This window comes from Nocardiopsis sp. NPDC101807 (assembly GCF_044766605.1).
Classification (GTDB): domain Bacteria; phylum Actinomycetota; class Actinomycetes; order Streptosporangiales; family Streptosporangiaceae; genus Nocardiopsis; species Nocardiopsis tropica.
Genome location: NZ_JBIWMK010000006.1, coordinates 37731 through 51166 on the forward strand (window position 1 = coordinate 37731; position 13436 = coordinate 51166).

At 73.1% G+C, this 13436-nt stretch carries 12 protein-coding genes and 1 tRNA gene; 10 read left to right on the forward strand and 3 right to left on the reverse strand.

Annotation, left to right across the window (positions count from 1 at the left end):
• Positions 1-38: 38 nt before the first annotated feature.
• The 5 genes from ACIRPH_RS19080 (at position 39) to ACIRPH_RS19100 (ending at position 5961) form a co-directional block, all read left to right on the forward strand.
• Positions 39-974 (forward strand): ACT domain-containing protein, encoded by a 936-nt coding sequence (locus tag ACIRPH_RS19080; protein ID WP_402916108.1) that lies wholly within the window; start codon positions 39-41, stop codon positions 972-974.
• Between the two features lie 186 nt (positions 975-1160).
• Positions 1161-1922, forward strand: coding sequence for a peptidoglycan-binding protein (locus ACIRPH_RS19085; RefSeq protein ID WP_402916111.1), 762 nt, complete (start codon positions 1161-1163; stop codon positions 1920-1922).
• Positions 1923-2121: 199 nt separating this feature from the next.
• Positions 2122-2877, forward strand: coding sequence for a hypothetical protein (locus tag ACIRPH_RS19090; protein ID WP_402916113.1), 756 nt, complete (start codon positions 2122-2124; stop codon positions 2875-2877).
• A gap of 421 nt (positions 2878-3298) precedes the next feature.
• A complete protein-coding gene (locus ACIRPH_RS19095) occupies positions 3299-3712 on the forward strand; it encodes a hypothetical protein (RefSeq protein WP_402916115.1) in 414 nt (137 codons plus the stop codon).
• A 545-nt stretch (positions 3713-4257) separates the two neighbouring features.
• Positions 4258-5961, forward strand: a complete 1704-nt coding sequence (locus ACIRPH_RS19100; RefSeq protein WP_402916117.1) for a choice-of-anchor I family protein — start codon at positions 4258-4260, stop codon at positions 5959-5961.
• A 60-nt stretch (positions 5962-6021) separates the two neighbouring features.
• Here ACIRPH_RS19100 and ACIRPH_RS19105 read toward each other — a convergent pair whose 3' ends face one another.
• Entirely contained in the window at positions 6022-6396 is a 375-nt protein-coding gene (locus tag ACIRPH_RS19105; protein WP_402916119.1) for a VOC family protein, read from the reverse strand.
• Between the two features lie 325 nt (positions 6397-6721).
• Between ACIRPH_RS19105 and ACIRPH_RS19110 the strand changes: the two genes are divergently transcribed.
• The 4 genes from ACIRPH_RS19110 to ACIRPH_RS19125 all read left to right on the forward strand — a co-directional run bounded on the left by ACIRPH_RS19110 (position 6722) and on the right by ACIRPH_RS19125 (position 10764).
• Complete coding sequence (locus ACIRPH_RS19110) at positions 6722-6880, forward strand: hypothetical protein (RefSeq protein WP_402916121.1); 159 nt, start codon at positions 6722-6724, stop codon at positions 6878-6880.
• Between the two features lie 273 nt (positions 6881-7153).
• On the forward strand, positions 7154-7816 hold the full coding sequence (locus tag ACIRPH_RS19115; protein WP_402916123.1) for a TetR/AcrR family transcriptional regulator: 663 nt from the start codon (positions 7154-7156) through the stop codon (positions 7814-7816).
• 48 nt (positions 7817-7864) lie between these two features.
• The gene (locus ACIRPH_RS19120; RefSeq protein ID WP_402916125.1) at positions 7865-10393 is read left to right on the forward strand and encodes an MMPL family transporter; all 2529 of its coding nucleotides are present in this window, start codon (positions 7865-7867) and stop codon (positions 10391-10393) included.
• A 176-nt stretch (positions 10394-10569) separates the two neighbouring features.
• Complete coding sequence (locus tag ACIRPH_RS19125; protein ID WP_267947255.1) at positions 10570-10764, forward strand: hypothetical protein; 195 nt, start codon at positions 10570-10572, stop codon at positions 10762-10764.
• Positions 10765-11004: 240 nt separating this feature from the next.
• Here the strand turns inward: ACIRPH_RS19125 and ACIRPH_RS19130 are convergent.
• A tRNA-Arg gene (locus ACIRPH_RS19130) sits at positions 11005-11080 on the reverse strand.
• 203 nt (positions 11081-11283) lie between these two features.
• Positions 11284-12228: a glycoside hydrolase family 16 protein gene (locus ACIRPH_RS19135; RefSeq protein ID WP_402916128.1), complete on the reverse strand. Its 945-nt coding sequence runs from the start codon at positions 12226-12228 to the stop codon at positions 11284-11286.
• A gap of 516 nt (positions 12229-12744) precedes the next feature.
• On the opposite strand from ACIRPH_RS19135, the gene ACIRPH_RS19140 reads away from it, so the two are divergent.
• Positions 12745-13413 (forward strand): DUF6518 family protein, encoded by a 669-nt coding sequence (locus tag ACIRPH_RS19140; protein WP_402916130.1) that lies wholly within the window; start codon positions 12745-12747, stop codon positions 13411-13413.
• The last annotated feature ends 23 nt before the right edge of the window (positions 13414-13436 follow it).

Consider the following 13436-nt stretch of genomic DNA (forward strand, 5'->3'; position numbering starts at 1 on the left):
ACGAACGGACGCAACGTCCGCCGGGCACCTTCGGGTCCATGGACGTCTCCGATGGTGACCACGGGACCAATGACCACCGCCACGGCTTCCTCGGCCGCGAGGCACTCGACCTGGGCGCCCTGCTCCTCGCGGCGGGCGCCTCGCACGTCGTGGTGCTCTCGCTCGGACACAGCGACGGCGGTGTCCGAGCGCTGATCGGCGTGGGGGTGCTCCTCCTCGCGGTCTCCGCGCTGCACCGCTGGCACCGGCACCGGGCCGCGCACGCGCCCCGGCGCCGCGGACCGGGCGCGGCCGGGAGCGCGGCGGGGACCGGGTCCGCGGCCGGAGCGGCCCCGGCTCCGACCGGCGGGCCAGCGGCGGACGGCGGATCCGGGAGGGGCGGCGGCGCCGGGGCGGGGACCGCGCCGTACGCCGCGCACGGACCGGCCGACGACCGGTTGTGGGGGGTGAGGGTGACCGTCGCCGACGTGCCCGGCGGCCTGGCGGCGCTCACCGCCCGGTTCGCGGCCCTGGGGGTCGACATCCGGCTGATGCAGGTGCACCCCGCCGGGACCGACGCCGTGGACGAGTTCTTCGTCAGCGCCCCCGCGCACGTGGGGGAGGAGGCGCTGCACAGCGCCGTGCGCGAGGCGGGCGGCCGGGACGCGCTCGTGCGGCCCGCCGACGTCCACGAACTCAGCGACACCACCAGCCGCACCCTCTCCCTGGTCAGCGCGCTGATCGCCGGATCGGCCACCCTGGAGCGCTCCCTGCTCGCGCTCACGGCGGCCCGCGAGGTGGAGCACGCCGACGGCCCTCCCGCCGGGATGGGGAGGGAGGACCTCTCGGGCGCCTCCATGACCCTGCCCGCACCGGACGGGGGCGTGCTCACCGTCCGCCGGAACGGGGTCCCCTTCACGGCGGTGGAGTTCGCCCGGTGCCGCGCGCTGGTCCAGGTGGCCTCCTCCCTGCACGCCCGGACGCGCCGGGGCTGAGCCCGCACGGGCCGCGGCGGGGGGACCGTGCCGCGGCCCGTGCGGCGGGGCCGCGGTCGGCGGCCCGGGGGCCGGGACGGGCGTCCGGAAAAAGGGAGCACGCGCGTGACGTGCCACGACGCGCGGAGGCGTCCACAGGTGCGTGGATTCGGGGAGAGCCGGCGTTTTCGTGGGTACAGGTGACGTATGGCAACTCCCCCCTCACTCCTCACGCTCCCCCCGCCCGCCCGGACACGGTCCGTCCGCTCGATGGTCGCGGTCCTGGCCGCATCGTGCGCCCTCCTCCTGGGCGCCGCCGTGCTCGCGCCCCCGGCGTCCGCCTCCGCCGCCCCCGGCGCCGCCGCCTCCGGACCGGAGCTGCGCCAGGGCAGCACGGGTCCGGAGGTGACCGCCCTCCAGGAGCGGCTCACCGAGCTGGGCTACTGGATCGACGGCGTGGACGGCCAGTTCGGCTTCCACACCGACCAGGCGGTCGTGGCCCTCCAGAAGGCCGCCGGCCTCGACCGCGACGGCGTGGTCGGCCCCGCCACCCGCGCCGCGCTCGACGAGGGCGTGCTCCCCTCCGCCACGACCACCTCCGGCGACCTGCTGGAGATCGACCTGGAGAGGCAGCTGCTCCTGGTGGTCTCCGACGGCGAGGTCGAGCGCGTCGTCAACACCTCCACCGGCTCCGGTCAGCCCTACGAGGGCTCGGACGGCAGCGAGCGGATCGCCACCACCCCCACCGGCACCTACACCGTCTTCCGCGACGTGGACGCCTGGGACCCCGGCCCCTACGGCGCCCTCTACCGGCCCAAGTACTTCAACGGCGGCATCGCCGTCCACGGCTACCCGAGCGTTCCCGCGCAACCCGCTTCCAAGGGGTGCGCGCGGGTGAGCCTGGCCGCGATGGACTGGCTCTGGGAGAGCGGGAACATCGACGTGCACACCTCCGTCCTCGTCCGCTGACCCCTCCCGGCGCCGTGGCGCTCCGCCCCGGCGCCGGGCGTCGGCCGGGCGCCGCGGCTCCCGTCGACGCCCGGCAGGAGCGCACCGGCCGACGCGTCCGGTGCGCGTCCCGGGCGGCGGCCCGGCGTGAACGCCGTCCGGGCGGGAAGGTGACGGGCAGCCGGGCGCAGGCGCCGCCCGGCGGTGAGGAGCTGTTCCGGTGCCCTTCCTGATCGCCACGGAGCCGGGCGACCCCGGCAGGCCGAACGAGGACTTCGCCGCCGCCACCGCGACCAGCGCCGTGCTGCTGGACGGGGCCACCGCCCCGGACGGCCTGGACGACGGCTGCTCCCACGGTGTCGCCTGGTACACGCGGCGGCTCGGCGCGCTCCTGCTGGCCGGAGCGGACGCGGGGGCTCCCCTCCGCGACGCCCTGGCCGAGGCCGTCGCCACGGCCTCGGCGCTGCACGCGGACACCTGCGACCTCGGCAACCGGCAGACGCCGTCGGCGACGGTGGTGGCGGTGCGGGTGGGCGGCGGGCGACTGGAGTACCTGGTGCTGTCCGACTCGGTCCTGCTGGTGGAGGACGGGGCGGGCGGAGCGGTCGTGGTCGCCGACACCCGGCTCGACGACCTGAGGGCCCAACCGGCCCGCCGGGGCGCGATCAGGGACCTGCGCAACGTGCCCGGCGGTTTCTGGACGGCGGGAGCGGACCCGCGTGCCGCCGAGGAGGCGATCACCGGAACCCTGCCCGCACGCCCCTTCGCGGCGATGACCGACGGGGCGAGCCGGGTGGCCGAGACGTTCGGCGACCTGAGTTGGGGACAGATTCTCGCCCTGGTATCGGACAAGGGACCCCGTTCCCTGGTGGACCGGGTCCGCGTACTGGAAAGGGCCGATCCGGAGCGGTCGGAGTTCCCGCGGGGCAAGGCGAGCGACGACGCCACCGTCCTGGCGTGGGCACCGGAGGGCTAGTTTCGGTCCTGCTAGAACTGGCTTTTCGGTTAACCTGCTTTTCGGGGAAGCAAGATCATTTCCATGCTTTCCCAGGTCGCGCCGCTCCCATCATTTCCTAACATTGCGGACGTTTCCCTCGGTGCGCCAGATGACATTTGCTGTGTTGCGCACAAAAATTCCCCGGCGGGGCGCGGCGGGGCGTCCACGTCACAGGCCAGAGAGACCCACGCCTCTCCGGAACCCGGGCACCAGGCGCTTTCGCGTGTCGTGTTCATCCGGTAGATTTCCTGGTAACCGAACCGTCGGAGTTCCCTCCACAACATCCCGAGACCGACCTTCGGTGTTCTCTCAGCCCCCTTGTTCGCGTTTGCGCCACTCGGGCGTACCACGCACGGAAGAACTACATGACGTCGATTTCGACCGGTGAAAAGGAGACGATGTGAGTCCCACAAACATCCTTGAGCCCACCGGTCCCAACATCGCCCTCGGCCGCACCACATGGCTGGACAGCGTCCTGTCCACCCCCAGCGCAACCGTCGAGCGCCGCCTTCCCGTGCGGGCGCTGGTCGGCTACGAGCAGCGCCCCAACCCCCTGGACGCGGAGAACCCCGCCGAGTTCCTGCTGACCATGCGCCGCTACCTCGTCTGGGCGGGTGACTGGTCCTACCTCGAACTCGAGTACCTGTGCGGGGGAGCGGTCAAGAGCTCCACCTTCCAGCAGGCCCTCGAAGGCACCGAGCTGCCCAGATACGTGTTCCTCATGGCCTTCGTCACCGCCTGCGCGGGAACCGACGACGGTGAGCGCCGTCGCTGGGTCACCGCCTGGCAGCGGCTCCGCTCCGCCGGGTACTGACCTCCCCGGAGGGCCCGTCCCCCTCCGGAGACGCCCGCCCCGCCTGCCGTGGGCGCGTGTCCGAAACACCCACGCCGCTCGCGGCGGCCCGCCGACCCGTCGGGTCCCACCCCTGCCGGCGCACCGCCCCGGACGCCGTCGGCGCCCGCCGGGCGCAGGGGCCCCGACGCCTTCGGACCGCCTTCCACCGGGTTCCGGCACGACCTTCGCCGCCCCCGCATCGGCCCGCAACCCCGGCCACCGCTCCGTCGTCCCCGCGCCCGGCCCCGCCGTCCAGGTCCGGTGTGCGGCCCGCCGGGAGGCGGGGGACGCACACCGGAGCGCCCCGTCGTCCTCGTGCACGACGCCGGCCCGGTCCCGTACGGGGGACCGGGGGAGTTCTCCGAACAGGGCCACAACGGCACCCGGCGAAGGGATACTGGTTCCCGCCCGCGCGGTCCCTTCACCCCCGCGACACCACCCGTTCGGCTGTCCCCCGTCCTGAGCTGGTTGGCTTCGGCGCGGGCGTGTCCGCGCCCCTTCCCCCGAACCCCCAGGAACGACCCATGAGCAAGACCATGGCGGCCACGGCGGCTCTCACCGTCGCACTCACCGGGGCGGCCGCACCCGCTCACGCCGACGACCGGCATTCCGCCCGGACGGACGCCGGGGGCATCGCACTGTCCGCGGTCGGCACCTACCGCACGGACTCCTTCGACGCGGCGGCCGCGGAGATCGTCGCCCACGACCCGCGCTCCCAGCGACTGTTCGTGGTCAACGCCGAAGCCGCCTCGGTCGAGGTACTGGACATCTCGGACCCGTCCGCGCCCGCCAAGCTCCTCGACCTGAGAGTTTCCGGCGTGGCGGCCGCGGACGGGTCGGTGGTCGGGGAGGGCGCGATCGCCAACTCCGTGGCGGTCCACGACGGCGTGGTGGCCGTGGCCGTCGAGGCCGCGGACCGCACCGACGACGGCTGGGTGGTCTTCTTCGACACCGGGGGCAGGGCGCTGAACGCGGTCCGGGTCGGCGCCCTGCCGGACATGGCGACCTTCACCCCCGACGGACGACACCTCCTGGTCGCCAACGAGGGCGAGCCCGACGACGCCCACACCGTCGACCCGGAGGGCTCCGTCAGCCTGATCAGGGTGAACCGCAGGCCGGCCGCCCTCACCCAGGACGCCGTGCGCACGGCCGACTTCCGCGCGTGGGACGGGGACAGGGAGCTCCACCCCGACGTGCGGGTCTTCGGGCCGGACCGGTCCACCGGCGAGCCGGGGACCCCCGGACGGGTGGCGCGCGACCTCGAACCCGAGTACATCGTCGCGGACACCGCCTACAGCGCGCACGTGGTCCTCCAGGAGGCCAACGCGTTCGCCGTCCTGGACCTGCGCACCGCGGAGTTCACCGACATCGTGCCCTTCGGGGTCAAGGACCACCTGGAGCCCGGCAACGAGCTGGACGCGTCCGACCGGGACGGGGCGGTCCGGATCGAGAACTGGCCGGTGTACGGCATGTACCAGCCCGACGGCTTCGCCAGCTACCGGTGGCGGGACCGGACCCTGCTGGTCACCGCCAACGAGGGGGACTCCCGGGACCGGGACGGCTACTCGGAGGAGGCCAGGCTGGCCGACCTGGTCGAGGAGACCCCGCTGTGCGAGGACTCCCCGCGCCTGCGCGACTTCGTCGACGGCAACGACCTGGGCGTCACGTCGCCGGAGGGGCTCGCCGACGACTCCGCCCTCGGGCGGCTGACGGTCACCACGGCCGACGGTCTGCGCGAGGACGGCTCCTGCTACGAGGACGTGTACGCGTTCGGCGGCCGGTCCTTCTCGATCTGGACGGCGGACGGGGAGCAGCTCTTCGACTCCGGCGCCGACTTCGAGCGGATCACCGCGGAGGCCGAGCCGGACTTCTTCAACTCCAACCACACGGAGAACAGCTTCGAGAGCCGCAGCGACGACAAGGGCCCCGAACCGGAGGGCGTCGTGCTGGGCGAGGTGTCCGGCCGCACGTACGCGTTCATCGGCCTGGAACGCGTGGGCGGGGTCATGGTGTACGACGTCACCGACCCGAACGCCGCGTTCCACGTGCAGTACCTCAACAACCGGGACTTCTCCGCCGAGCCCGGGACCCGGGAGGCCGGAGACCTCGGCGCAGAGGGCCTGTCGTTCATCGCGGGCGACGACTCGCCCGTCCCGGGGGTGCCCCTCCTGGCCGTGGCCAACGAGGTGTCCGGGTCGACCACGCTCTACCGGGTGGATCCCGCCTGACGCCTGACGCCGGGCCCGGACCCGGCGTCGGGCCCGGGCCCGAACGGCCTCCCGGGGCGGCTACTCGGTGAACTCCAGGCAGAACGGGTGCCCGGCGGGGTCCGCGTAGACGCGGAACGGGACGCCGGGGGCGTCGTGCGTGCGCGCCAGCGGTGTGGCTCCGAGGGCGACCACCCGGTCCTCCGCGGCGTCGATGTCGTCCACCCGGATGTCGAAGTGCATCTGCTGGGGCCGCTCCGGATCCGGCCACGCCGGCGGCCGGTGGTCCGTGGCGAGCTGGAAGGCGAGGTGCGGTCCGGCGCCGCCGCCGATCTCCACCCAGGAGCCGTCGGCGTCCTCGTGGGTGACGGGCAGCCCCAGGAGCTCGGAGTAGAACCCGGCGAGCGCGGCCGGGTCCGGGCAGTTGATGGCGATGGTGCGCAGCCGTCCGATCATGGCCGCAGGATGCCACAGGCCCGCCGGGGCGACCAGGCTCCGCGCGCGGTCGGGCCGCTGACCGCGGCGGTCCGGCCGCCCGGGCCCCGGCGCGGCGTCCCGGCCGCCCGGGCGTGCTCCACCGGTGGTCGGCGGACCGCCCGGGAGGGGGTTCCGTTCCCGTACAGTGGTCAATGCGGAGAGTGAGACGTAGGTCACTCAACGATATGGCGCTCTCCGCGTCAGACCTCCGTTCCGGCTCCGTCAGGTGGGTGAGGCGCCGCCGCGGAGTACCGGCCGTGTCCGGCGCCGGACCACGACACGGAGAAGGAACAGGAAGGCCACCATGGCTCGCAAGGACCGCGACCCCATCCCCGACGACCTGACGCCCGAGGAGCGCAAGGCCGTCGAACGCCAGGGCGACCAGCTCGCCTGGGAGCGGAGTCAGGGCAGTATCCCCGGTTTCGGCGAGCACGGCTGCGGCTCGTCCGGCGGTGGCGACTAGTCCTTCCGGGGCGCTGCGGGGGCGGTGGCGCGTGGGACGGAAACCGGGAGGGGTTCTCCGTCCCGCTGCGCGGTCCGACCGCGCGGCCGGGGGCCGGTCCGAAGGGTGACGGGACGCCGTGGCGTTCCCCGGACGGCGTCGCGGGTGCGGCGGGCCGGCACGGGTCCGCCGCACACGGTCGCCGCCGGGCCGGAGGCGGCGGCGTCCCGAGTGTGACTAGGTGCACCCAGTGCTTCGTTGCACCTAGTGCACGCAGGTGCCTAACGTGAGACCGTGAACGACCAGCACCGTCAGCCCTCACGTGACCGGCGCGCGGCACTCAAGTCGCGCCACCGTCGCGCCATCGTCGAGGCCGCCGCCGCGCTGATGACCGAGACCGGGGGGACCGGCTTCACCGTCGACCAGCTCGCGGAACGGGCCGACGTCTCCCGCCGGACCGTGTTCAACCACTTCAGGTCCCTGGACGACATCGTCCTCGAGGTGTTCGGCCAGATGCTGGAGGCGATCGTCGACAGCATCGAGGCCAACCTCACCGCGTCCGACGGTGACCGCCCGGGGAGCATGTTCGACGAGTTCGCCGCGGCGATACGCAGCACCGACCTGCTCACCCCGATCACCCGGCTCAAGCAGTTCCTCAAACAGGAGGGGCACGAACCGGCCCCGAGCCGCGCGGCGCTGTTCGAGCGGGCGATGAACGACGTGAGCGCCCGCCTGGCGGCGATCATGACGCGCCGCCACCCGCGGGTCGACCCGCTCGTGGTCGACCTCATGTGCGGTGCCCTCATCAGCGGCGGCGCGGTCACGGTCCAGCGCTGGGAGCAGACCACCGGGGGAGTCGTCACCGCATCCTCCCGCCGGGTCTGGTCCGAACTGCTGGACCGCATGATCGCCGTCAACCGGGACGGGTACGGCTCGGTCGGCCCCGCCTCCTCCTGAGCGCACGACGCTCTCCCACCACCCATCTCCGTTTGGCAGACAACAACCATGGCTGAATTTCTCTACAGACTCGGGCGTGCGTGCGCACGCCGCGCCAAGACCGCCATAGCGATCTGGCTGGCCCTGCTGGTGGCGGCCGGTACCGCCTTCTTCCTCTTCTCCGGGGACCTGGAGGACAGCTTCTCCATCCCGGGGACGCCCACCGACGAGGTGGAGCAGCTCCTGTCGCAGGAGTTCTCCGGTATGGGCGGCGGCGCGGGCACCGTCGTCTACCGGACCGAGGACGGCTCGGCCTTCACGGAGGAGCAGCAGGACGCGATCGCCGACCGCGTGGAGGAGGCCGCCGAGGTCTCCCGCGTCGAGACGGCGGTGGACCCGTTCGCCACCGAGGAGCAGCGCGCCGACCAGCAGCAGGAGCTGGAGGACGGCCGCGAGGAGCTCGAGGCCGGGCTCCAGGACCTCGAAGCCGGCCAGGCGGAGCTCGACGCGGGCCGCGCCCAGGCCGAGGCCGCCGGGATGCTCGACCAGGCCGAGGCCGGGCTCGACGCCGAACAGGCCGTGATCGACCAGAACCTCGAGGAGATCGAGGCGGGCCTGGAGGAGCTCGAACGGGGCGAGGCCATGCTGGAGATGGCCTCCGGCATCCGCACGGTCTCCGAGGACGGCAGCACCGCCCTGGTCAACATCGCCTTCACCGACAGCCAGACGGAGATCTCCCAGGAGACACGCGACGCCGTCATGGCGGTCTTCGAGAGCGACCCGGTGCCCGGCACCACCGTCGACTTCGGCAACGACATGGCCATGGCGATGCCCAGCCTGGTCAGCACCGCCGAGGTGATCGGCGTGATCGTGGCCGCCGTGGTGCTGGTGGTCATGCTGGGAACCCTGGTGGGCGCCGGCCTGCCGATCCTGACGGCGCTGATCGGCGTCGGTGTCGCCACCCTGATCGCGATGTCGCTGTCCGGGGTGCTGGAGATGGCGTCGGTGACGCCGATCCTCGGCCTGATGCTCGGCCTGGCCGTCGGCATCGACTACGCGCTGTTCATCGTCAACCGCCACCGCCGCCAGCTCAAGCAGGGCGCCGAGGTCGGTGAGTCCATCGGCCTGGCCAACGGGACCGCGGGCAACGCCGTGGTCTTCGCGGGAACGACCGTGCTCGTCGCGCTGCTGGGCCTGAACCTGACCGGGATCGGCTTCCTCGGCCTCATGGGCAGCGTGGGCGCGATCTCCATCGCCGTCGCCGTGTTCATCGCGATCACGCTCGTCCCGGCGCTGCTGTCGCTGATCGGCCCGCGCATCCTGTCGCGCCGCGAGCGCGGACGCCTCGCGGAGGAGGCCGCCGCGTCCGCCGCGGGCGGTGACGCAAGCGGGTCCGAGGTCATCCGGCCGATGTCCACCGGTCGGGCCGTGCTCCAGGCCGCCGTCGCCGTGATCGCCCTGGGCCTCATCGCCCTGCCCGCCCTGGGGCTGCGGCTGGGCATGCCGGACGGCTCCTCGGAGCCCACCGACTCCACCCAGTACCGGGCCTACACCGCCGTGGAGGAGAACTTCGGCGCGGGACAGAACGGCACGCTCCTGGTCGTCGCCGAACTCACCGGCGGACCGACCGACGAGGCCGCCGAGCAGAACGCCCTGGACGAGCAGGCGCAGGTCGCGGAGGAGCTCTACTCCCACGACGACGTGGCGGCGGTGGCCCCCATCGGGATCTCCGACGACCACACCCTGGCCATCTTCCAGGTCGTGCCCGTGGACGGCCCGTCCAGCGAGACCACCGAGGAACTCGTGCACACCCTCCGCGCCATGGAGCCCGTCGAGGGCACCGGGCCTCTGGGCGTCGCGGGCATGGCCAGCGGCAACATCGACATCTCGGAGACCCTGAGCGAGTCGCTGCCGACCTACCTCACCGTGGTCGTGGGCCTGTCCCTGGTGATCCTGCTGCTGGTGTTCCGTTCGGTCTTCGTGCCGGTCGTGGCCACGCTCGGGTTCGTGCTGTCCTTCTTCGCCTCGTTGGGCGGGGTGGTGGCCGTCTACCAGTGGGGATGGCTGGGAGGCCTCTTCGGGATCGAGAACACCGGGCCGGTGCTGAACTTCCTGCCCACGCTCCTGGCCGGCATCCTGTTCGGCCTGGCGATGGACTACATGCTCTTCATCGGTACGGGCATGCGCGAGGCCTACGTGCACGGCGACCCCGCCCGGGTGGCCGTGGTGCGCGGGTTCCACGCCGGCCGCGCCGTGGTCACCGCCGCGGCGATCATCATGATCTCGGTGTTCGGCGGGTTCGTCTTCTCCCACAGCGTCATGATCAGCTCGATCGGGTTCGCGCTCGCCTTCGGCGTGCTCATCGACGCCTTCGTCGTGCGCATGGCGCTGATCCCCGCGCTCATGCACCTGGCGGGGAACGGCGCCTGGTGGCTGCCCGGGTGGCTCGACCGGATCCTGCCCGACATCGACGTGGAGGGCGCCGCCCTGGAGAAGCGCCACCCGCACGAGCAGGGGGCCGGGGACGGCGACGCCGCCGGTGACACGGTCTCCACCCCGGAGAAGGACGCCGGCGAGGTGTCCTCCCGCCGAGGCTGAGGCACTCGTCAGGCCAGGGCCCGGGGGCAATCGCCGCCCCCGGGCCCTCGCCGTGCCCGGGCCGGGGACCGTCCGGCGGCCGGGTGCGATCTCGCCGGGCGAGTTGCCGCGGACGTGCACCGTCCGCGCCCTAAGCTGGCATGACTGTGCGTTCGACGAGAACACCGGGGGTAGCGATGGGGTTCACGGACACCAGGATCGACCACTTCGTGGACAAGGCGGTCGCGGCCGAGGAGAGGGGAGACCTGGAAAGCGCCCGGTTCTTCGCCTCCCTGGCGAACGCCAAGGCCCTGTCCGACATCTCCAGGGCCCTGCGCGGCCTGAACCTGGAACCGGTCGGACGGTTCACCGACGGTCAGGTCGACGACTAGGCGTGCCCGCCGGACGCGCCCCGGTGGCGCGGTCCCGCGCGCCGAGGGCCCCGGGGCCGGACGGAAGACGCCCGGCCGTGTGCACTGAATGTGCAACGCGCCCCCGACGGGGCTCTTCGACGTGGGCATACAAAAGAGAGCGCCCGGCCTGTGGTTAGCAGGTCGGGCACGAGTTGTGGGGACACAAAGAAGCTGCCGACCCGTTGGTGGCGGGTCGGCAGCTTCTCCACTGTCTCAAGGTGGTGCACTCGGGAGGACTCGAACCCCCAACCTTCTGATCCGTAGTCAGATGCTCTATCCATTGAGCTACGAGTGCAGGTGTTCAGTTGTGTGTCGCCCGGTTGGCCTGGCCTCCCTGGCGACGTCTCCGACTCTATCACGGTGCCGGAGGGCCTCGAACCGTTGTGTGCGTGTGTGACCCGTCATGCCGGTCCGTGTCCCCGGCCGCCCCGCGAGGGGCCGGCGGCCCCGGCGCGAGGGGCGCCGGGGCCGCCGAACCGGAGGGGGCGGTCGCGGTGGTCAGCACCCTCCGCCGAGGACGACCCCGTCGACGCGGGAGACACCGGCGTTGCGCTGTTCGCCCACGCGCCGGTTGACCTCCTCGGGGGCCACGGACTCGCCCTGCTGGTGGTACACCCAGTCGACGTCCTGCACGTAGGTGCTCGGGCCGCCGACGTGGCCGGTCATGTCGATGAACCACTGGTTGAAGTTGATCGACATCGGCGACGACGGGTAGTACTTGCCGCTGTGCTCGGCCACCAGGTGCGTGTCCACGTAGTAGCGGACCACGCCGTCCTCCACCTGGATCACCAGGTCGCGCCAGCCCTCGAAGGAGCGGTTCACCACGTCGCTGACGTTGTCCGCCACCCAGGGGTCGCGCTGGTACGTGTGGTACGAGGTCAGGTACATGGCCTCCGCGGGGGCGCCCCACCCCGAGTTGGGCAGGTACTCGAAGTCGAGCTCGCTGTAGGCGGGGTCGTTGTCGTAGGCCAGCGGGGTGATCGTGTAGAAGGTCTGGAGCACGGTGTCGCCGTCCTGGCCGGAGACCGGGGCGTCGGCGAACCTGACCATGGCGGCGTAGGTGCCCTCGTGGAACTTCTCCTCGCCGAAGGCCAGCTCGGCCTGGCTCGTGCCCGCGGGGGTGCCGTCCGTGGTCGAGGTCAGGCGCAGGACGGAGTTGCCGCCCTCCTGGGCGAAGGAGACGTTGTCGGCGTCCCAGGAGGCGCCGGGCACGCCGGGGCCGCCGTCCCAGCTGCGCACGTTCCAGCCCTGGGCGCGCAGGGCCGGGTCGGTGTGGTCGCCGTAGTCGAAGTCGTCGAAGAACAGGCCGCACGGGGCGGAAGCCGTGGACGTCCGGTCGGAGACGGTCTCCACCAGGGCGGGGGAGCCCGTCGCGCAGGCCGCGAGGGGGAGGGTGACGGCGCAGGCCAGGGCGATGCCGCCGAAACGGAGGGGGACGGGCACGGGGGACTCCTCTGAGGGGTGCGGAGGGGCCGGGCCGGGGGCGGCCCGGAGCGGGTGGCCGGAGCCGTGGAGACGGGCCCAATCTGTCGATCGTGAAACCGCCGCGTCAACCCGGTGGGGCGGCCCTTTCGGAGGGTTTCCGTGTCGTCACTGGTGATGACGCCGCCGTGTGTCTCATGTCATAGATCGACCGCACGGCCTTCGTTCTTTCCGGGTGAACGTTCTCCGACGGGCGCGTGGCCGGGGAGGATCTCCTGGTGGGAGAGGGTCTCGGGGGAGGCCGGGTCCCACCCGCCGCGGCGGCCGTCCCTCGCATGGCCTTTCCTTTTCGGCGGGAGGGGGCGCGAGAGGAGGAGGCGCCCGGGGCGCGGCCGGTCCGGTCTCGGGGGTCTCCGGGAGCGGGCGGCATCCGACGCCCGGCCGATCGGCCCGTCCCGACCTTCTCGGCGGTCCGCGCGTTCGGGGCCCTGACCCGGAACCGGGAGCCCGCCGCGTCCCGATAGTACGCATATGCACATGGAAGCGTTGGCCGGGTCGGAGGTCCACGTGCCGGTCGCCCGGCCCGTGCCCGTGTGGGCGCTTCTCGTCCTCTCCCTGACCGGCGGGCTGATCCTCGGTGTGGTCACCATGTCCGTCCGGCTCCTGCTGCCCGACGCGCCGGGGTGGATCGCGAACCCCGGGACGGTGTGCGCCGTGTGGGCGGCGGCCGCCTTCGCGGTGGGCGCGGTCGGCTGCGGGCACCACTGGTGGTTGTGCGCCCTCGCGGGCGGTCTCACCCAGGTGGGCGCGGTGGTCGGCTGCCACGTCGGCGCCGCGATCCTGCTCTTCGGCGGCCAGGTCCTCCACGCGCCCCTGGCGTGGGGAGCGGTCGGACTGGTCCACGGGCCCCTCCTCGGTGCGGCCGGGGCCTGGTGGTGCGGCAGCTCGGGCTGGTGGCGGGCGGGCGCGGGGGCCCTGCTCGGCACCGTCCTGGCGGCCGCGGGCGCCTTCGAGCTCCTCCACCGGGGGGAGCTCCCGTCCGCGCCCGGCACGACCTGGGCGCAGGCGCTGCTCGGGCTGGCGGCGCCCCTCCTCCTGCCGGGCGGCCCGTCGGACCGGTTGCGGTCGCTGGCGGTGCTCGCCGCGCTCGTCCCGCTGGGTGCGGGCCTCCACCTGCTGGCGGGCGCCGTGGCCGCCCCGGGGTGAGGGCGCCGGGCGGCGTACCGCCC